We start from the raw sequence: 19353 nt of genomic DNA on the forward strand, positions 1-19353 counted from the left end.
TATTTTTTATAATGACAACAATCATAATCGAAGACGAAAAGCCAGCTGCAAGATTATTACAAAGAAAACTGCAAAAACTCGCTATAGAAGTAGGAGTGATGCTTCATTCCGTAGAAGAGGCTATTGAGTGGTTTTCAAATAATGAACATCCAGATTTAATTTTTTTAGACATTCAACTATCGGATGGATTATCATTTGAAATTTTTGAACATTTTGCGTCGCTTCATGAAACTATAAACAGTGCTGTGATTTTCACCACGGCTTACGATGAATATGCTTTGAGAGCATTTAAATTGAATAGCGTTGATTATCTTTTAAAACCTATTGACGAAGACGATTTGGAAATTGCAGTTTCTAAATTTAAATCGAGACTACCCAAACAAGAATTGGTACAATTTGATTTTGAACAAATAAAAAAAATGCTGTCGAACCCATTTGAGAAAACATTTAAAAAACGTTTTACAGTTAAAATAGGCCAACTGTTAAAAGTGATTATAGTTGAAGAAATTGAATGTTTTTATAGTGAAAATAAGGGAACGTATATTCACACTTTTGACAATAGGGATTATTTAGTGGATTGCACACTGGAAATTTTAGAGCAAGAGTTGGACGAGTCAAACTTCTTTAGAGTGAGTAGGAAATTTATAATTTCCCTCAAAGCAATTAAGGAAATAGTAGTGCACAGCAACTCTCGATTAAAGATTATTTTGCCAACTTATAAAGAAGATGAGGTAATAGTAAGTAGGGAAAAAGTATCTGATTTTAAAGCTTGGATTGGTTAATTTATAACCATAAAAAAACTGCTTCAAAAACTTCGAAAAACTACTCAATTAAGAATATTTTTTCAGCAGTCTTTGAAGCAGTTTAGATTTGTAACAGCAGTTTAAAATTAATCAAATAATGATTTAATTTCTTTTTCTGTCTTACCTAATTTTTGCTGTAATTTACCCCACATTTCATCTTCTTTACCTTCTTCGTAAAGCAAATCATCATCAGTTAAGTCAGCGTATTTTTGTTTTAATTTTCCTTTAAACTCATTCCAGTTTCCTTCAATCTCTTTTGAATTTGGCATAATTTCTATGTTTTAAATTACTAATTATTGTTTTACAAATCTCAGGAATTACAAGACATATTCTATTATAGAATTAAAATTTACTTTTATATAATTTTTGGTTTTTGTAAAAAGCAGATTATTAAAACGTTAAATAATTGAATTAAATAAAAGAGTTCAATTATATGGTAATAAGCAAAGTAAGTATTTGATATAGATTCTATCTATTGCCGTTTTAGACCTTAAAAGTGGTTTTTCTAATAGCAATTAGTACAAAAATCAGTACGCTATACAGGATGAAAAAAGGAATAATGAATTCTATTAAACCTAGTGGTAACATTATTGCTATTATCAATAATTGAAAACCTAACCCATAAAGACTCACCAAAGTCATAAACCAGTTAGGGAATGTTTTTACCTTATAAGCGTCGCTGTCTAAAGTATGAATTATTTTATCAAAAGCTCCGTATACAATTGTATAAATTAAGAACAAAATATCAACTGATTTTTGATTTTCCCCAGGCAAAGCACGAGGTGATTTATATTCAAAAATCTTGCTTGTTGTATCACCACCCACAGATTTATTTCTTAAAATAACATAGTAATAATTGTATAAAGTTCCCTGCAATTGAATGCAAATAAACGCTAAAATAGTAAGCCAAATACTTGCGTTTGAAACATAACAAATAGTCATTAAAAACATGAAATTTAAAATGATGTCAAATACGCTATCTAGATAGCGACCAGTGTAAGATGGCGTGTTTTTTAATCGTGCTAATTCACCATCTGCAGCATCAATAATTGATTTCAGTATTATGAAAAAGCCAGCTAATAAATACTGGTTTTGCAAAATATAGTAAATTGCAATTAAGCCACAAACACCAAAAACTAGCGTAACATGAATAGCAGTGAAGCGCGTATTTTTAAGTTGGTTAGCGATGAAATTTCCAATAGGCCTTCCGTAATCTGATAAATCTAAAAATTTATCTTGAGGAGCTAGTTTAGACATTTAAGTTTGTAAGCAAAGAAATGTGACAATATAGTCTTGTTGTATTTTGAGCTGTGCATTATTTTACAACATGCAAAAGTAGTTTAATTATTGAACTACTTTTATTTCTATTTAGATAATCGATGTAAAGTGAAAGTCATTGCTGTCAATAAAAAGAATGCCATTACCTGATGCACTAATCCTAGCCATAAAGGAACTCCATATAATAAAGTGAAAACTCCTAATGCGAATTGTAAAAATACAAAAATAACTAAAGTGTTAATACCACGTTTTTGAACTGATGAAAGTATGTATTTCTTACTTCTGAAAAATAATGCTACAATTAATGCTACTACAAAATAAGCCATCGTTCTATGTACAAATTGAACGCCACTTTTACCTTCTACTAGATTTAGAAACAACGTTTTTTGTTCGATGAACACACTGTCATGAATAAATTGTCCGTCACTCATTAATGGCCAGTGATTATGAATTAAACCAGCATTTAAACCCGCAACAAAACCTCCGTAGATAATTTGCAAAATTAGCAGTACTAATGAAACTCTTGCTAAATTTCGTAACGGAACTATAACGGAACTTTTATTAGGGTAGATTAAATCTAACGCTACCCAAAGTGTATATGCAAAAGTGATAAACGCAAAAGTAAGGTGTAATGCTAATCTAAAATGACTTACGTCTGGGTCGTCAATTAAACCGCTTTTTACCATGAACCAACCAAGGAATCCTTGAAAAGCTCCCATAAAAAGTAACACTATACATTTCTTAATTGTAGCAGTTGAGAGTCGTTTTTTGAATAAAAAGTAAAGAAATGGAATGATAAAAACCATACCTATTATTCTTCCTATAAAACGGTGAAACCATTCCCAAAAATAGATAAACTTATAATCGCTAAGTGTAAAATCGTTATGGATATTGATTTTTTGATATTCTGGGAATTTCTTGTATTCTTCGAAAGTCTGTAGCCATTTTGCTTCCGTAAGTGGTGGAAAAGTGTCGGTTACTAAATGCCAATCGGTCATTGATAAACCTGAATTGGTTAGCCTAGTAATTCCTCCTACTACAACCATAATAAACAATAACAAACAACCTGATAACAACCAGATGATCACGAAATTATTCTCTTTTTTCATTACTCAAATTAATTTATGCAAAGATATTTGAAATACAATTATTTCTCAATTCAACAAGCGTTAATCTTTAGCCCAATTTTTGCAGCTCTCTTCAGCATAAACTGATATGCAGCCTGGTATTCGTTTGGGATTTCACCTTCTAATATAGCTTCTTTAATAGCTTCCTTCAACATTCCAATCTCCTTTGAAGGTTTCAAATTAAATAACTGCATAATTTCCTCACCAGAAATAGGCGGTTGAAAATTGCGAACTTGGTCACGCTCTTCTACTTCCACAATTTTCTTTCTAACAATTTCAAAATTATTATGGTATTTCTTGAACTTACTTGGATTTTTAGTCGTGATATCAGCTTCGCATAAGATCATTAAATTCTCCACATCCTCACCAGCATCAAATACTAAACGGCGCACTGCTGAGTCTGTTACGGTGTCTTGTGATAAAACTATTGGTCTAGAACTCATCATTACCATTTTTTGCACAAATTTCATTTTGTGATTTAATGGCATATGCAGTCGCTCAAATATTTTCTTAGCCATTTTTCCGCCTAAGAATTCATGACCATGAAATGTCCAACCTTGTTTTTTATTAAAACGTTTGGTGGGAGCTTTTCCAATATCGTGAAGTAATGCTGACCAGCGCAGCCATACATCATCAGTATTTGGACAAATATTATCAACGACCTCTAAGGTGTGGTAGAAATTATTTTTGTGTGTGTGGCCTTCTATTTCTTCTACTTGATTTAAAGCAGTAAGTTCAGGCAAAATAATATCTAGTAGTCCCGTTTTGAACAATAACAAAAATCCAATTGATGGTTTATCCGTCGAAAGGATTTTATTCAATTCTTCAACAATACGTTCTCCAGATATAATCTTAATTCGCTCTGCGTTTTTTGCAATAGATTTCAAAGAGTTTTCTTCAATTTCGAAACCCAATTGATTAGCAAAACGAATACCTCGCAGCATTCGGAGCGGATCATCAGAGAATGTGATGTCAGGATCTAATGGTGTTTTTATTATTTTATTTTCTAAATCAACTAAACCATTGAAAGGATCAGAAAGATCGCCAAAATTTTCGGCGTTTAAAGATAATGCCAAGGCGTTAATGGTGAAATCTCTTCTGTTTTGGTCGTCTTCAAGGGTTCCATTTTCAACTACTGGATTTCTGCTTTCAAAATGATAGGACTCTTTTCGTGCGCCAACAAATTCGATCTCTGTATCTTCAAATCGCAACATTGCTGTGCCATACGTTTTGAAAACTTGCACTTTAGGTTTTTTTGGAAGCAATTCAGATACTTTTAAAGCTAGTTCGATTCCGCTACCTACAGCAACAACATCGATATCCTTTTTAAAGTCTCTTTTCAAAATCAAATCCCGCACAAAACCTCCAATAACATAACTATCAATGTTAAGTTCTTGGGAAGCTTGAGAGATAACTTTGAATATTTTACTGTGTAAAGCTTGTTTGTAGTTCATGTTGTTTTTTGCCACGAATTCACGAATTAATTTTTTGAATCTATAATGCGTTAATATTCTAAATATAGCAGATTGAAATTAACGAGTATAGCCAATTTGTTCTTAGATACTTTTAAATAATTTAAACATTGGTTGTAATGACTGTTGTTGAATCAATCGACAGTTTTTATCTCAAAAATAATTGTGAATTTGTGAATACTATTTTTATTTTCTAATAATCTTCACTTGATTGTCTAAAGAAAGTTTAATTATTGTCGAAGGTTTCCCTGCAATTTTATCACGATGCAAATTTACAACATAGTCCACGCCTTTTATAATCTCGGCACTAATTTCTTTGAAACTTTTTGGTGTTGGTTGTCCCGAAATATTTGCAGAAGTGGATACCAGTGGCTTCTTCATTTTTTCCAATAGTTTAAAACAAAATTGTTCTTTTACTATTCGAATTGCTAATGTTTGATCAGCAGCAATCAAATTTGCAGCTACATTTTTTGGTTTATCAAGAACTAAAGTGGTTGGATTCTCCGATAATTCAAGTATTTGCCATGCAACTTCAGGAATATCTGCAAATACATTGTGCATCATTCGATCACCATTCATAAGAACAATCATACTTTGTTCTTCGGCTCTTTTCTTCAATTTGTAAATTTTTGCCACAGCCTCTGGATTTGTAGCATCGCAACCAATACCCCAAACAGTGTCAGTAGGATATAATATAATCCCACCTTCTTTTATGATGTCGTAGGCATTTTGTATTTCTTCATTTATAGTCATATCATCAAAATAGATTTAATGCAAAAATACTATTCTAGTTGGTATATGAGTTAAATTTAATTCTGAATAAAAGCATTTTTACTAATTATAAAGTTATTTTTGCTTTTAAAGGCTGATTTTGTTGTCGAAGAGTTTATTGGTATCTATTAAACTCATCAATAGAATAGTTGTTTTTTCAGTTTGTCTTTTGATTATAAATTAACGCTTAAGAATGATAAATTCAGTAAAAGTACTTATTCCATTATACAAAACATCTTTTGGATTACTAGAGGAAAAATCTTTTTTACAATGTGTAAAAGTTTTAAAAAACTTTGAAATTGTATTAGTGCAACCGGAAGGTTTAGATAGTTCATTTATTACGAATTCTTATCCTGTAAGTGTCGAGAATTTTCCAAAAAAGTATTTCAAAGATATTGACGGTTACAATGAATTGTTGCTAACTTCAGAGTTCTATGAGCGCTTTTCTGATACGGAATACGTGTTGATACATCAGTTGGATGCTTTTGTATTCAAAGATGAATTGGAATTTTGGTGTAAAAAGGGCTACGATTATATAGGAGCACCTTGGATTGCAAGTATAGAAAAGTTCCCTCTAAAGCAAGTCAATAGTTTTTTAAGTATTTTTAAGTCACAGAAGAAGAAAAAGCGAAATGTCATTTTTTATAAAGTTGGAAATGGTGGATTTTCACTAAGAAAAACAGCATCTTTTATCAAAATAGCCAGAGAGAGTAAAGAAATTATCTTTGATTTAATTAAAAATAAACAAGAAGAGCTGTGCGCGATTGAAGATGTCTTTTGGTCTTTAAAAGCGCCTGAAATTGATCCGAACTTTAAAATTCCAGAATATAAAGAAGCGCTTGGATTTGCTATGGATCGAAAACCAAAGCTAGCATTGGAACTTAATAACAATCAGCTTCCTTTTGGATGTCATGCTATTAACAAGCCTAAAGTGATTGATTTTTGGAAACCTATTTTAGATAGATACTAAGTACTGAATTGTAAAGAAAAAAATATGACTATAAAACTTATGTTTTCTAACACAGTTAAAAATTCGAAAGAGATACTCAGATTTATAAAAGAGTTCAACTCCTCTGAAGGCATTGTTTTTGGGAATGGAGACCGGAATGTAATAAAGCTTTTTAAATCAGCAAGTCAGACTATTAACATAAAGTCTTTCAAAAAACCGAATTTAATTAATAAAGTCGCTTACAAATATTTTAGAAAATCAAAAGCAAAGCGCTCTTTTGAATATGCTTCTATATTATTACAAAAAGGAATTGGAACACCACAACCAATGGCGTATTACGAGAATTTTGATACAGTTGGTTTACTTGAAAGCTACTATGTGTCTGAACATCTAAATTGTGATTTAACCTACAGAGAATTAGTAGAAACGGATTATCCAGATGCCGAAAATATTCTGCGTCAATTTACAAAATTCTCTTATGATTTACATGAAAACGGAATTGAATTTATTGATCATTCACCCGGGAATACTTTGATAAGAAAGGTTAGTGAAGGGAAATATGATTTTTTTTTAGTAGATTTAAATAGAATGAATTTTCATGAGAGTATGACTTTTACTATGCGTATGCATAATCTTAGAAGATTGACGCCACACAAAGAAATGGTGGCGATAATGAGTAGCGAATATGCTAAAATTTGTGGTCAGCCTGAAAAATTAGTTTTTGATACACTCTGGCAAATGACAACAGAGTTTCAAGAGAAGTTCTACAGGAAAAAAAGATTAAAAAAGAAACTTAAATTCTGGAAATAAACGATTCAAGTAATTTAATTTTTTTGCGATCAACAGTGCATAAAACTAAAATTTCATACAGTTACTTCAAAAAATTCAAATCTTTAAAATACTGTTCGAGTTTTTCAAGTAAAAGTTCTAAAGGATATTCTTCAAAATATTTAAAAGTATTTTCTTTTATGTATTTAATATCGTTTGCTATATAGATTTCGGGCTTGATGTCTTTGAGATGTATTGAAACATTTTCTTTCAGATTCTCAAATATTTGCCAAGTCTCTTTATCTACTGATGGAGAAAAGAGAGAGAATGTTGGCACATCAAGTGCTTTTGCCATATTAACAGAACCTCCTTCATTTCCTATTAATATTGAACATTGTGATAGCAATCCTAGAAACGACCTCAAGCCATTACTATACAAATCAAAATGAATATTCTTTTTTGTCTCTGTAGCGCAAAGTTCGTAAACCTTGTAAGCTTCTTCTCTTTGAGAAGGGATATAATTAAAGATGATATCGGCATCCAGTTTTTGAACGGTAAAATCAATGATTTTTGCCATTCTCTTTAAAGGATATGTTTTATACCACTCGCTTCCTACGATGCCAAACATAATTAAAGGCTTGACCCCTTGCTCAATCTTAAAGGTACTCAATCGCGATTTTGCTTCTTGAATTTCTTGCTCTGTTAAAAATATTTTTGGTTTATAGTCTGTGATTGGTTCTTGAATAAAAGGCTTTAAAAGCAACAATCTATTGTCTATTGCTAATCCTAATTCAGATTTTGTACCGTTTGCAACTCTTTTAATATTGTAGTTGTAAAATATCGACGAATACCATTTATGATAAGAAACTTTATATTTTGCACCAGAAAATAATGTGATAAGATTAGTCTCTAGCTTGCAGTAAACATCAATTACGGCATCGTACTTATTTTTCCTTATTTCGAAAATAAATTTAAATAGTGAGGGTATGGATTTTCTTTTTTCATTAGATAAAAGAATAATATTGTCAATATTTGGATTCTGCTTTAAAACATCAGCACAATTTGGATAACACATAAAATCGATAACCGAATTAGGATACTTTTTTTTAAGATTGTTACATATAATTGTACTTGTGAGTACGTCTCCAATTCTTTTTTGTTGAATGACTACTATTTTCATTTGGTACTAAATTCATTTAGCGTGCTAAATTACAAAGTATTTAAAGAAGGTGGTAACACAAAATCGAAATAACGGAAAAGTAGATAAAAAATCTATACTTTTGTCGTTCAAAAATTCAATTTCAATGGCGATTAGCGGTTTAGTTATCACTTTTAACGAAGGTAAAAATATAGGAAAGTGTATTGATGCGCTTTTTAAAGTTTGTGATGAGGTTGTAGTAGTTGACTCATTTAGTACTGATGATACCGTTGAAATTGCGAAGGAGAAAGGTGCTACAGTAATTTCTCAAGTCTTTTTAGGAGATGGTCCTCAGCGCACTCATGGCATTCCTTATTGTAAGAATGACTGGATACTTAATTTAGATGCTGATGAATTCCTTGATAAAGATGCTGAAAAATATATTCTAGAAGGTGATTATCTAAAAGGTGAACATGATGCACTAAGTTTTAGAGTAAAAAATTATCTGGGTGATAAGTTGATCGATTTTTCAGGATGGTATCCAGATCATAAAGTTAGATTTTTTAATAAAAAAACAGCTTCTCCATCTGATTCTAAAGTGCATCAAAAGATAATTGCTCAAAATGAAAAGAGAGTTCCGGTTCACATTCTTCATTATGGTTGGGATTCTTTAGATCAAATAATAGCGAAGAAGAATCAATATTCAGGTTGGCACGCACAACAATTGTATGATCAAGGTAAAAGAATTAATTCCCTCAAACCCGTTTTAAATGGATTAGTTGCTTTTATAAGATGCTATTTTTTCAAAAAGGGAATATTCAATGGAATTGATGGATTATCCATAGCAATGACTCAAGCTTTTTTTTCCTACATGAAGTATGCAAAGCTTTTGAAAATTCAAAATAAAAAGTAATAATTCAAAAAAAAATCCAAATTACAATCTTACTAGGATTGTAGTTTGGATTTTTTTTACTTTAAATTCTGGAAAGTTTTAGACTGCTACGTCATATTCTCTCAACGCGTTATTTAAAGACGTTTTTAAATCAGTTGAAGCTTTACGTGTTCCTATAATTAGTGCGCAAGGAACTTGGAATTCTCCAGCAGCAAACTTTTTGGTGTAGCTTCCTGGAATTACTACGGAACGTGCAGGAACAAAACCTTTCATTTCAACTGGAGTATCACCAGTTACATCTATAATTTTTGTAGAAGCTGTTAAGCAAACATTTGCACCAAGAACTGCTTCTTTTCCTACGTGAACACCTTCAACCACGATACAACGAGAACCTATAAAGGCACCATCTTCTATGATTACAGGAGCAGCTTGTAGAGGTTCAAGAACACCACCAATACCTACACCGCCACTTAAATGTACATTTTTACCTATTTGAGCACAACTTCCTACTGTTGCCCATGTGTCTACCATTGTTCCTTCATCAACGTAAGCACCTATGTTTACATAACTTGGCATTAATATAACGCCACTTGAAATGTATGCTCCATAACGCGCTACTGCATTAGGTACAACACGAATTCCTTTTTCAGCAAAACCTCTTTTTAAAAGCATTTTATCGTGGTATTCAAAAATTCCTGATTCCCAAGTTTCCATTTTTTGAATAGGGAAGTACATTACTACTGCTTTTTTTACCCATTCGTTTACTTGCCAACCTTCAGCTAGCGGTTCAGCTACTCGTAATTTGCCAGTGTCTAATAATTCAATAACTTCTCTAATGGCATCAGTAGTTGCCGTTTCTTGTAACAAGGCGCGGTTTTCCCAAGCTTGTTCTATAATAATTTGTAATGGATTCATCTTAAATTTATTTTTGCCAAATATAGGATTTTTAGCCAAAAGCAAAAAGTCAATTTACTTTGAAAATGTTATATATTTGTCTTTTAAATAACATTGTTTATTACTGTTACTCTAACCTTAACTGAAGTTGTAAAACTAATACATACCATACAATTTAGTTTTACAAAATAAAAGATTCCATATAAAAATGCCAAGAATTCTCTCAATAGATTACGGACAAAAACGTACTGGAATTGCAGTTACTGATGAAATGCAAATTATCGCATCAGGATTGACTACAATTCCAAGTGCTACAGCAATAGCTTTTTTAAAAGATTATTTTTCGAAAGAAAAAGTGGAGGCAGTTCTTATTGGTGAACCAAAGCAAATGAATGGACAACCATCAGAAAGTGCTTCAATGATAAAAGGCTTTGTAACGCATTTTACGAATCACTTTCCAGAGATGAAAGTAATTAGAGTTGATGAACGATTTACTTCAAAAATGGCTTTTCAATCTATGATTGATAGCGGAATGAAAAAGAAGCAAAGACAAAATAAAGCATTGATTGACGAGATTTCAGCAACTATAATGTTACAAGATTATCTGAAGCAAAAAAGATTTTAAAATCTACTATTCTAAATTTTTAAGGCTTCAAATTATCGCTTCGATTCTTACTTTTTAACATTATATTGTTACATTTTTTTTAGTATTTTCAAGTATCTTTGCGTTTTAAATTTTTGTTATGTCAGATACAACAATACGTACAAATAGTGATGTAGTTCTTATAGGCGCTGGGATCATGAGTGCTACTTTAGGTTTAATCCTCAAAGAATTACAGCCAGATATTAAAATAGAAATCTACGAAAGACTAGATATTGCAGCAGCAGAAAGTTCTGATGCTTGGAATAACGCAGGAACAGGTCACTCTGCTTTTTGCGAACTCAACTACACACCTGAAAGTGAAGACAAAACTGTAAGTGCTAAAAAAGCGATTTCCATAGCGGAGTCTTTTGAAGTTTCACGACAATTCTGGTCTTATCTTGTTCAAGAAAATAAAGTTTCTTCTCCCGAAAACTTCATAAAAAGCATTCCTCACATGAGTTTTGTTTGGGGCGAAAAAAACGTAGAATATCTTAAAAAAAGATATGATGCTCTTACGGCAAATCCTCTTTTTAAAGACATGCTTTTTAGCACTGATTTTGCAAAATTGCAAGAATGGATGCCTCTTGTTATGGAAGGTAGAAACGACAATGAAAAGGTAGCCGCAACATCAATGGCTTTGGGTACAGATGTGAATTTTGGTGAACTAACAAGAAATATATTCAATCATCTTACAACATTAGATGGCGTAACGATCCATTTTCACCACGAAGTTAAAAAGTTGAAACAGCGTGACGACAAAGTATGGAGAATCAAAGTTACTGATTTAGCTACTGGCCAAAAGAGAAAAGCATACACAAAATTTGTTTTTATTGGCGCTGGAGGAGGATCTTTACCTTTACTTGAGAAAGCAGATGTTCCAGAAGGTAAAGGATACGGAGGTTTTCCAGTAAGCGGGCAGTGGTTAAAATGTATAAATCCTGAGGTAATTGCTAAACACCAAGCGAAAGTATATGGAAAAGCTAGTGTAGGTGCGCCACCAATGTCAGTTCCACATATTGATTCCCGAATGATAAATGGTGAGCGAGCATTACTTTTTGGGCCATTTGCTGGTTTCTCAACTCGTTTTTTAAAAAATGGATCGTATTCTGATTTGCCATTATCTATAAAAACCGATAATATTATTCCGATGATTGCTGCAGGAATAAAAAACATTCCACTCACACGCTATCTGATTGAGCAAGTACGTCAATCACCTAAAGATAGAATTAATGCCTTGAAAGAATATGTTCCAACTGCAAAATCTAAAGATTGGGTTTTAGAAAGAGCGGGCCAACGGGTACAAGTCATTAAGAAAGATGAAAAAGAAGGTGGGATATTAGAATTTGGTACTGAAGTGATTACGACGCATGACGGTTCGTTATCAGTGCTTCTTGGAGCTTCACCAGGTGCTTCAACTGCAGTTTCTATTATGGTTGATTTAGTTAGTAGATGTTTTGAAGATCAGTTCAATTCGCCAGAATGGCAACAAAAACTGAAGCACATGATTCCTTCTTTCGGACAAAAATTAAATGACAATCCTGAATTATTATTGGAAGTTAGAAAAGCAACTGCAACTGTTTTAAAACTGAAAAATTAAACCATATTATAAATAATAAAAAGGTGCTAAATTTAGAGTTGATCTAATTTTAGCACCTTTTTTTATTTAGATACTTTTTATAATTTTAGTAGTTTTAGCGATGTTTTCAGATAAATTTATTAACCAAATAAGCTGCTCTATTACTAATTGTGCTTCCTGCATCTTTAACTGAAATGCCTCTTCGTCAGCGGGAAATCCTTTTTTTAACTCTTTTTCTTGAATCTTTTTTAAGGAAGTAAAATGCATTGCTAATTCTTCTTTTGGTGTGTTTTCTTCAAAACAACAATCATTTCCTTTTAGCAATAAAACTGCATTTTCTAAGTTTTTAACTACTGTATCAACAACCACATTAAAAGCTTCTGAAGCGGTGGTCGTCGCATTAGATTGCGTATAAGTTCCTAATGATGCTAAGGAGGAAAGTAAAGAATGATTAAGCACAGCAAGTTGATAAACTTGAGGTAATTGCTTTTGTTTCGATTTTGGTTCTTGCGACATTCGCTGGTAGGAGGACATTAAATTTCCAACTTCTATGAATGCGTTTTTTCGGGCTAAGCGATAAGATATTGGTACGATACCTTTTTTGTTATAAAATGCAGCTATTTCTTTTAAGTAATTTTGGTTGGCTCGAATGGATTTTTCTAAATGATTAGGAACATTCAAGAATTCCCATGACGGCCATAGGAAGTGATTGGCTAGGAAAGCCAAGATAGCACCAACAACTGTGTCTAAAATTCGATACTGAACTAAGTCACTAATATTAGGAGTTAAGATTCCATATATAAAAACGACATACATCGTTACAAAAGTTGCACTGACCTTGTAGTTAATTTGCGTAAAGGTAAAACCTAGCAGAATACAGATTATCGAGAAAATACTAATTGTAATATTGTCTTTAATAAAATATAGGATTCCAAATGCTATTAGTCCACCCAACACGGTACCAATGATTCTTTGGAAAGAACGTTCTTTAGTCAAGCCATACGTAGGGCGTAAAATTACAATTACGGTAAGCAGAATCCAATATACATTCTGGAATGGAAACGAAATACCAATGAGAAAACCAATTATTAATGTAATCGTCAATCGTAAGGAATGTCGGAAAATATTTGATGAAAAACTTAAATTCTCAGTTAATGTACTTAAAGGATAATATTGTGGCGTGAGGAATTTTTCTAAATCTTTTCCTATTCCTTTGAAATCCTCTGAGTTTGCTGGAAGCGTAAATGCTTTTTCTATGATTTTTATTTTCTCTACTTGCTTTTCAGCGTAATTAAGCATTGTAGTTAACATAAATACACCTTCTGAGGCTGCGATTTTACCTAAATCATTCTCATAATTATCTATTGTAGATTGTAAGGCGTTCAAGTCTTTTAATAGATTATGTTTAGATACATAATTATTTCTTTTCTTGACACTTTTTGAAATTTTCTTTAGACTAGCAGCAAGGTGATACGCTAAACTTTGATAGGTGAATAAAACTCTAGGATGATTATCAAATTTACTATTCAGTTTGTCGTGGTCAAAAGCGGTAGATAAGGCAAGCTCTAGAATTTCAACTAGCGAGATAAAGACCAAAAGCATTTTACGATTTTGATTTGAAGAAGCAGTATTATTCGAACCATTAATAAGAACCTCCCTAATATTTTGATGTATTGAGTTTAGCTCAACTTGGAGATGAAGTTGCTTTTCTATAATAACTTTTTTATCACTATTTAAGGTCCATAAATCACCGCGCAGTTTCAAGTATTTAGCGGTTAATTTTATGCACTCTGCAATTTGTAGCTCGACATAACGGTTCGGTCTGATATAATAAAATAATAGTGAGACAGTAAGATAAAATAAACCACCGGCCAGAATTAGGCCCGCGTGCTCTAAAATAGCCCAACCCGTATTTAAGCTGGAGAATGACAATGAAACCGTTACTAATCCTGAAAAGGAAATCATAGTGCCGCGATGCCCGTAAACAGATATCATTGATAGCAGAAAAATAAGCAAAATTAAAAATGGATAAAAAACCCATGAATAAGGATGAATCAAATTCACAACGAGATTAATTCCTGCAACTAAAAATGCAGTTACAAGAATGCCGTTTATTTTGTGTTTTAAACTACTTGGAATGTCGCTTGGATACGTAAAAAAAGCGCCAAGAGCCATAGTAAATCCCATGGCAAAATGTCCTAAAAAAGAAAATACTACAACCGGAATAACAGCTGCTATGGTCACTTTCATAGCATTCGTAAAGTAAGTGCTGTCTATAAATTTTCTAATTTTATTAATCATAAGGTAGTATTGCAGCAAAGGTAAGATTTGTAGGTATTATTCAAAGTATAAATGGCCAACTTTTGGTTAATATTGTTAATATTCAGTAATAATTAATAGATGATTATCCATTGTCTATTTTTTTACTATTTTTGCGAACTGAAATAAAAAGAATGCAATTCTAATTATAGACGATAATAATTAATATAACTCGCATGATTTTACCAATTATAGGATACGGTGATCCGGTTTTAAGAAAAACAGGAGAGATTCTTACGCCAGAATATCCAAATTTGAAAGAAACGATTACTAATATGTACGACACAATGTACAACGCTTGTGGCGTTGGACTAGCTGCACCTCAAATAGGAATGGCACTTCGTTTATTTGTTATCGATACCACTCCATTTAGTGATGATGAAGATTTAGACGATGCTTCGCAAAAGCAATTAGAAGGATTTAAAAAGACTTTTATTAATGCAAAAATGATTAAAGAAGAAGGTGTTGAGTGGAGTTTCAATGAAGGTTGTCTTAGTATTCCTGATGTTAGGGAAGATGTTTATAGAAATCCTACTATCACTATCGAATATTGCGAAGAGGATTTTGTTATGAAAACGGAAGTTTTTGATGGTTTGATCGCTAGAGTTATTCAGCATGAATACGATCATATCGAAGGAATTTTGTTTACTGATAAAATTTCCACATTAAAGAAAAGATTAATACAAAAGAAATTAAAAAATATATTAGAAGGTAAAACGTTTCAAGATTACCGAATGAAATTTTTTGGTAAAAAGGGAAGGTAAGATAAGTTTACGTTTCAGTTGGTATGGTTCTTGGTCTTTAACGAAAAAATAATAAGTCAAATTCTTAATAATAATTACAAAAAACATGAATTTAGAAAAAATATTAGCGATTTCTGGGAAACCAGGTTTATATGTATTACAAGTACAAACTCGCACAGGATTTGTTGCAGAATCATTAGTTGATGGAAAGAAAATCACCGTTAACTTAAAAAGTAATGTGAGCTTATTATCTGAGATTTCTATTTACACGTATGAAGGTGAAAAACCACTGTCTGAAATCATGCAAAAAATTGCTGATAAAGAGAATAAGCAACCTGCAATTTCTCACAAAGAGGATAACGCAACATTAACGGCTTATTTTAAAGAGATTTTACCGGATTATGATGAGGAAAGAGTCTATCCTTCTGATATTAAAAAAGTTTTAAACTGGTACAATATGCTTCAAGCAAAAGGTCTTGTGGTAGATACAGTTCCAGCTGTTGCAGTTGAGGAAGAAGCAGCGGTCGTTGCAGATGCGGCTCCAGCTAAAAAAGAAAAAGTAGAGAAAGAATAATTTTACTTTTAAATACAATTTAATCCTGTTCAGCTATTTTTTCTGAACAGGATTTTTTTATTTTTACTAAAAAATAGAGTCCTAATGAATTCAAGACAAAACCAGTTACAAGCTTTCGGAAGATTATTAGATACAATGGATGATTTGCGCGAAAAATGCCCTTGGGATATGAAGCAAACCATGCAAAGCTTACGTCATTTAACTATTGAGGAAACCTATGAATTAGGTGATGCTATTCTAGATAATGATATGTCTGAGATCAAGAAAGAATTAGGTGATGTTTTATTGCACATTGTTTTTTATTCGAAAATTGGAAGTGAAACTAATGATTTTGATATCGCTGATGTCTGTAATGAAATATGTGAAAAGCTAATACATCGTCATCCGCATATCTACAGTGATGTTGTTGTAAAAGATGAAGAAGAAGTAAAGCAAAATTGGGAAAAACTTAAACTAAAAGAAGGCAAAAAATCTGTTTTAGAAGGAGTGCCAAAAAGTTTGCCTGCATTAGTAAAAGCGAGCCGAATTCAAGATAAAGTAAAAGGTGTGGGATTTGATTGGGAGGAATCGCATCAAGTGTGGGATAAAGTGCAGGAAGAATTGGCTGAACTACAAGTTGAAGTCGAAGCTGGTGATCAAGATAAAATTGAAGACGAATTTGGGGATGTTTTATTTTCGATGATAAATTACGCTAGATTTCTAAAAGTAAATCCAGAAGATGCATTAGAACGCACCAATAAAAAATTTATCAAGCGTTTTCAGTATTTAGAAAGTAAAGCTGGAGAGCTTGGAAAACCACTGATGGATATGACCTTAGCTGAAATGGATGTTTTTTGGGAAGAAGCGAAGCGTATTACCAAAAAGTAGAAATTGAAAATCTTTGATTTTCAAATATTTCAATTTTGGGAAGAAGCGAAGCGTATTACCAAAAAGTAGAAATTGAAAATCTTTGATTTTCAAATATTCCAATTTTGGGAAGAAGCGAAGCGTATTACCAAAAAGTAGAAATTGAAAATCTTTGATTTTCAAATATTTCAATTTTGGGAAGAAGCGAAAAAGCTATAAGTGCTCAGTAGAAAGTGTTCTTTTCTTAGTAAAAAGTGAATAGGGGAACGTGTTCATAAGATAATATTCAATAACAAGTATTCAGTTCTACTTTACTAGATTGACTGTAGATAAGTAAATTAACCAATGGCAGAAAATAAAACCGAGTTAAAGCGTTCTTTAGGATTAATAGATGCGACGAGTTTAGTCGCAGGTTCTATGATAGGTTCAGGGATTTTTATTGTTACTTCTGCCATGGCGAGAGATATTGGCTCTGCAGCTTGGCTTTTAATAATATGGATTGTGACAGGATTAATAACTGTTGCAGCTGCATTAAGTTATGGAGAATTAGCTGGAATGATGCCTAATGCCGGTGGACAATTTGTATATATTCAAAGAGCATACGGACGATTAATTTCGTTTCTATATGGATGGACTGTTTTTACAGTGATTCAAACGGGAGTTATTGCAGCCATTGCAGTAACATTTGCTAATTATGCTGCAATATTCTTTCCAGTTTTAGATACAACGATATTTACTATTGGTGCAACTTTTATTTTTTCGTACCAAAAAGTTTTAGCAATTTTTAGTATTGTTTTGTTGACTTTTATTAATACTAAAGGGATTCAAAGCGGCAAAACCGTTCAATTGATTCTTACTTCAGCAAAATTAATTGCGCTTTTTGCATTAATTATTTTAGGATTGTATGTGGGCTTGCAAACAAATATCCTCTCAGATAATTTTACAAATATGTGGGAGGCTAGTAAAACAGTTGCTAACCCTGATGGAACAATCACAGTTACTAAACTTGCTGGAATGGCACTTTTAGGAGCTGCAGGAGCAACCATAATCAATTCACTTTTCTCAAGTGACGCATGGAATAATGTTACATTTATTGCTGGGGAAATTAAAGAGCCGAAAAAGAATATTCCTCGCAGTTTATTTTTGGGTACTTTGATAGTGACTGTTATCTACGTACTAGCAAATCTAGCGTATTTAGCTTTATTGCCGCTGCATGGAACTCCTGGAGTTACTGATGTAGCTAATAACGGAATCATGTTTGCGAGCAACGATAGAGTAGGTGCTGCAGCTGCAAGTATGATTATGGGAAATATGAGCGTTTTTGTAATGGCAGCATTAATTATGGTATCCACTTTTGGATGTAATAGCGGCTTAATTCTCTCTGGTGGAAGATTGTTTTTTGCAATGGCTAAAGATGGATTGTTTTTTAAACAAGCAACTGAACTTAATAAAAACCAAGTTCCTGCAAAGGCTTTATGGGTTCAATGTATTTGGGCTTGTGTATTATGTGTTTCTGGCAAATTTGGAGATTTACTTACGTATGCGACTTTTGCATCGCTACTGTTTTATATATTAACAATCATGGGTGTTTTTATCCTTCGAAAAAAAGAACCAGATGCTGATCGACCTTACAAAGCGTTTGGTTATCCACTTGTTCCTGCCATCTACATTGTAATTACAACAGGTATCTGTTTAACTTTATTAATCTATGATACTTTCAATACGGGTTTAGGACTTTGTATTGTCGCTTTAGGAGTTCCAGTTTATTATTTGGTAATGAATAAAAAAGCCTAAATTAAACTGTTCGGCTAATTTTTTTCAGCTTACTAATATCTTTAAGGACTATTTTTTTACCTGATAATTCAATCAATTCTAATTTCTTGAAATCTGAAAGTAAACGAATACAGCTTTCAGTAGCTGTTCCTATCATGCTTGCTAATTCATCACGAGAAAGCTGAACTTTCAATGAATTATCTTCGTTTTTGCCAAAAGTATCGTGCAGATAAAGAAGTACTTCTGCTAATCTTTCTTTTACAGTTTTCTGAGCTAAATTAACCATATGGTCATCGGCATCTCTTAAATCACCGCATATCGATTTCATAACATTCATAGAGAACTGATTGTTTTTATCGAAAAATCCCATTACTTCTTTCTTTGGAATAAAACAAACTTGCATGTCTTCTAAGGCAACTGCACTTAGGTTCACAGGCTCTTCACTAATCATTGAGCGTTGTCCTAATAGTTCGCCTTTTGTAACTAATTTGACAATGTGATCTTTACCATTTGCGCTGAGTTTTGTTAACTTGCAAATACCATCTTTTATGCAGTAAATTCCATTTACATTTTCTCCTTCTTCAAATATAACTTCCCCTTTTTTAATAATGTGAGAGGTTTTACAATCAGAAATTTTTAAAAGCTCGTCTTTTGTAAGTGCTTTTAGTGAGCTAAATTCTCTGACGATACATTGTTCACATTTACTCATAATAGAAGATGGGTTTTTAACTTGACAAATTTAGACATTTATATGACAAATATCATTTTTTTAAGTGAATCAATTTAG

At 32.3% G+C, this 19353-nt stretch carries 19 protein-coding genes and 1 pseudogene; 10 read left to right on the forward strand and 10 right to left on the reverse strand.

What is annotated here, in order from left to right; all coding sequences use genetic code 11:
* The first annotated feature begins 11 nt into the window (after nucleotides 1–11).
* Entirely contained in the window at nucleotides 12–782 is a 771-nt protein-coding gene (locus tag RCH19_RS10550; RefSeq protein WP_343023192.1) for a LytTR family DNA-binding domain-containing protein, read from the forward strand.
* 107 nt (nucleotides 783–889) lie between these two features.
* Here RCH19_RS10550 and RCH19_RS10555 read toward each other — a convergent pair whose 3' ends face one another.
* From RCH19_RS10555 to RCH19_RS10580, 6 genes and pseudogenes are all read right to left on the reverse strand, one after another.
* Nucleotides 890–1072, reverse strand: coding sequence for a CsbD family protein (locus RCH19_RS10555; RefSeq protein WP_121924359.1), 183 nt, complete (start codon nucleotides 1070–1072; stop codon nucleotides 890–892).
* A gap of 214 nt (nucleotides 1073–1286) precedes the next feature.
* Nucleotides 1287–2060, reverse strand: a complete 774-nt coding sequence (locus tag RCH19_RS10560) for a CDP-alcohol phosphatidyltransferase family protein (protein ID WP_343023193.1) — start codon at nucleotides 2058–2060, stop codon at nucleotides 1287–1289.
* A gap of 107 nt (nucleotides 2061–2167) precedes the next feature.
* Nucleotides 2168–3190 (reverse strand): COX15/CtaA family protein, encoded by a 1023-nt coding sequence (locus RCH19_RS10565; protein WP_343023194.1) that lies wholly within the window; start codon nucleotides 3188–3190, stop codon nucleotides 2168–2170.
* A gap of 50 nt (nucleotides 3191–3240) precedes the next feature.
* Nucleotides 3241–4662 carry an HD domain-containing protein gene (locus RCH19_RS10570; RefSeq protein ID WP_343023195.1) on the reverse strand — a complete coding sequence of 474 codons (1422 nt, stop codon included), beginning with the start codon at nucleotides 4660–4662 and terminating at the stop codon, nucleotides 3241–3243.
* A 50-nt stretch (nucleotides 4663–4712) separates the two neighbouring features.
* Nucleotides 4713–4799 (reverse strand): annotated as a pseudogene (locus RCH19_RS10575) (GxxExxY protein); the annotation flags it as partial.
* A 67-nt stretch (nucleotides 4800–4866) separates the two neighbouring features.
* Nucleotides 4867–5433, reverse strand: a complete 567-nt coding sequence (locus RCH19_RS10580; protein ID WP_343023196.1) for an L-threonylcarbamoyladenylate synthase — start codon at nucleotides 5431–5433, stop codon at nucleotides 4867–4869.
* Nucleotides 5434–5644: 211 nt separating this feature from the next.
* On the opposite strand from RCH19_RS10580, the gene RCH19_RS10585 reads away from it, so the two are divergent.
* Together RCH19_RS10585 and RCH19_RS10590 are read left to right on the forward strand one after the other, a co-directional pair.
* Nucleotides 5645–6421 (forward strand): DUF5672 family protein, encoded by a 777-nt coding sequence (locus tag RCH19_RS10585; RefSeq protein ID WP_343023197.1) that lies wholly within the window; start codon nucleotides 5645–5647, stop codon nucleotides 6419–6421.
* Between the two features lie 24 nt (nucleotides 6422–6445).
* On the forward strand, nucleotides 6446–7210 hold the full coding sequence (locus RCH19_RS10590) for a Kdo domain containing protein (protein ID WP_343023198.1): 765 nt from the start codon (nucleotides 6446–6448) through the stop codon (nucleotides 7208–7210).
* 61 nt (nucleotides 7211–7271) lie between these two features.
* On the opposite strand, the gene RCH19_RS10595 is transcribed toward RCH19_RS10590, so the two are convergent.
* Entirely contained in the window at nucleotides 7272–8348 is a 1077-nt protein-coding gene (locus tag RCH19_RS10595) for a glycosyltransferase family 9 protein (RefSeq protein WP_343023199.1), read from the reverse strand.
* A gap of 124 nt (nucleotides 8349–8472) precedes the next feature.
* On the opposite strand from RCH19_RS10595, the gene RCH19_RS10600 reads away from it, so the two are divergent.
* Nucleotides 8473–9219: a glycosyltransferase family 2 protein gene (locus tag RCH19_RS10600; protein WP_343023200.1), complete on the forward strand. Its 747-nt coding sequence runs from the start codon at nucleotides 8473–8475 to the stop codon at nucleotides 9217–9219.
* 78 nt (nucleotides 9220–9297) lie between these two features.
* Here the strand turns inward: RCH19_RS10600 and RCH19_RS10605 are convergent, their stop codons facing one another.
* Nucleotides 9298–10113 (reverse strand): 2,3,4,5-tetrahydropyridine-2,6-dicarboxylate N-succinyltransferase, encoded by an 816-nt coding sequence (locus tag RCH19_RS10605; protein WP_343023201.1) that lies wholly within the window; start codon nucleotides 10111–10113, stop codon nucleotides 9298–9300.
* Between the two features lie 187 nt (nucleotides 10114–10300).
* On the opposite strand from RCH19_RS10605, the gene ruvX reads away from it, so the two are divergent.
* Nucleotides 10301–10717: a Holliday junction resolvase RuvX gene (gene ruvX / locus RCH19_RS10610; protein WP_121924367.1), complete on the forward strand. Its 417-nt coding sequence runs from the start codon at nucleotides 10301–10303 to the stop codon at nucleotides 10715–10717.
* 118 nt (nucleotides 10718–10835) lie between these two features.
* Nucleotides 10836–12332: a malate:quinone oxidoreductase gene (locus RCH19_RS10615; RefSeq protein ID WP_343023202.1), complete on the forward strand. Its 1497-nt coding sequence runs from the start codon at nucleotides 10836–10838 to the stop codon at nucleotides 12330–12332.
* A gap of 66 nt (nucleotides 12333–12398) precedes the next feature.
* Here the strand turns inward: RCH19_RS10615 and RCH19_RS10620 are convergent, their stop codons facing one another.
* Nucleotides 12399–14612 carry an FUSC family membrane protein gene (locus RCH19_RS10620; RefSeq protein ID WP_343023203.1) on the reverse strand — a complete coding sequence of 738 codons (2214 nt, stop codon included), beginning with the start codon at nucleotides 14610–14612 and terminating at the stop codon, nucleotides 12399–12401.
* Nucleotides 14613–14806: 194 nt separating this feature from the next.
* Between RCH19_RS10620 and def the strand changes: the two genes are divergently transcribed.
* From def to RCH19_RS10640, 4 genes are all read left to right on the forward strand, one after another.
* Nucleotides 14807–15394 (forward strand): peptide deformylase, encoded by a 588-nt coding sequence (def, locus tag RCH19_RS10625; RefSeq protein ID WP_343023204.1) that lies wholly within the window; start codon nucleotides 14807–14809, stop codon nucleotides 15392–15394.
* A gap of 85 nt (nucleotides 15395–15479) precedes the next feature.
* Complete coding sequence (locus RCH19_RS10630) at nucleotides 15480–15947, forward strand: DUF5606 domain-containing protein (RefSeq protein ID WP_343023205.1); 468 nt, start codon at nucleotides 15480–15482, stop codon at nucleotides 15945–15947.
* An 84-nt stretch (nucleotides 15948–16031) separates the two neighbouring features.
* A complete protein-coding gene (mazG, locus tag RCH19_RS10635; protein WP_343023206.1) occupies nucleotides 16032–16814 on the forward strand; it encodes a nucleoside triphosphate pyrophosphohydrolase in 783 nt (260 codons plus the stop codon).
* Nucleotides 16815–17138: 324 nt separating this feature from the next.
* Nucleotides 17139–18587: an amino acid permease gene (locus RCH19_RS10640; RefSeq protein WP_343023207.1), complete on the forward strand. Its 1449-nt coding sequence runs from the start codon at nucleotides 17139–17141 to the stop codon at nucleotides 18585–18587.
* A 1-nt stretch (nucleotide 18588) separates the two neighbouring features.
* Here the strand turns inward: RCH19_RS10640 and RCH19_RS10645 are convergent, their stop codons facing one another.
* Complete coding sequence (locus RCH19_RS10645; RefSeq protein ID WP_343023208.1) at nucleotides 18589–19275, reverse strand: Crp/Fnr family transcriptional regulator; 687 nt, start codon at nucleotides 19273–19275, stop codon at nucleotides 18589–18591.
* Between the last annotated feature and the right edge of the window lie 78 nt (nucleotides 19276–19353).

Origin of the sequence: Flavobacterium sp. PL12, assembly GCF_039123485.1 — a bacterium.
Lineage (GTDB): Bacteria > Bacteroidota > Bacteroidia > Flavobacteriales > Flavobacteriaceae > Flavobacterium > Flavobacterium weaverense.

Coding starts and splice junctions, on each gene's coding strand:
- RCH19_RS10550 (WP_343023192.1), top strand. CDS start 12: ATGACAACAATCATAATCGAAGACGAAAAGCCAGCTGCAAGATTATTA.
- RCH19_RS10555 (WP_121924359.1), bottom strand. CDS start 1,072: ATGCCAAATTCAAAAGAGATTGAAGGAAACTGGAATGAGTTTAAAGGA.
- RCH19_RS10560 (WP_343023193.1), bottom strand. CDS start 2,060: ATGTCTAAACTAGCTCCTCAAGATAAATTTTTAGATTTATCAGATTAC.
- RCH19_RS10565 (WP_343023194.1), bottom strand. CDS start 3,190: ATGAAAAAAGAGAATAATTTCGTGATCATCTGGTTGTTATCAGGTTGT.
- RCH19_RS10570 (WP_343023195.1), bottom strand. CDS start 4,662: ATGAACTACAAACAAGCTTTACACAGTAAAATATTCAAAGTTATCTCT.
- RCH19_RS10580 (WP_343023196.1), bottom strand. CDS start 5,433: ATGACTATAAATGAAGAAATACAAAATGCCTACGACATCATAAAAGAA.
- RCH19_RS10585 (WP_343023197.1), top strand. CDS start 5,645: ATGATAAATTCAGTAAAAGTACTTATTCCATTATACAAAACATCTTTT.
- RCH19_RS10590 (WP_343023198.1), top strand. CDS start 6,446: ATGACTATAAAACTTATGTTTTCTAACACAGTTAAAAATTCGAAAGAG.
- RCH19_RS10595 (WP_343023199.1), bottom strand. CDS start 8,348: ATGAAAATAGTAGTCATTCAACAAAAAAGAATTGGAGACGTACTCACA.
- RCH19_RS10600 (WP_343023200.1), top strand. CDS start 8,473: ATGGCGATTAGCGGTTTAGTTATCACTTTTAACGAAGGTAAAAATATA.
- RCH19_RS10605 (WP_343023201.1), bottom strand. CDS start 10,113: ATGAATCCATTACAAATTATTATAGAACAAGCTTGGGAAAACCGCGCC.
- ruvX (WP_121924367.1), top strand. CDS start 10,301: ATGCCAAGAATTCTCTCAATAGATTACGGACAAAAACGTACTGGAATT.
- RCH19_RS10615 (WP_343023202.1), top strand. CDS start 10,836: ATGTCAGATACAACAATACGTACAAATAGTGATGTAGTTCTTATAGGC.
- RCH19_RS10620 (WP_343023203.1), bottom strand. CDS start 14,612: ATGATTAATAAAATTAGAAAATTTATAGACAGCACTTACTTTACGAAT.
- def (WP_343023204.1), top strand. CDS start 14,807: ATGATTTTACCAATTATAGGATACGGTGATCCGGTTTTAAGAAAAACA.
- RCH19_RS10630 (WP_343023205.1), top strand. CDS start 15,480: ATGAATTTAGAAAAAATATTAGCGATTTCTGGGAAACCAGGTTTATAT.
- mazG (WP_343023206.1), top strand. CDS start 16,032: ATGAATTCAAGACAAAACCAGTTACAAGCTTTCGGAAGATTATTAGAT.
- RCH19_RS10640 (WP_343023207.1), top strand. CDS start 17,139: ATGGCAGAAAATAAAACCGAGTTAAAGCGTTCTTTAGGATTAATAGAT.
- RCH19_RS10645 (WP_343023208.1), bottom strand. CDS start 19,275: ATGAGTAAATGTGAACAATGTATCGTCAGAGAATTTAGCTCACTAAAA.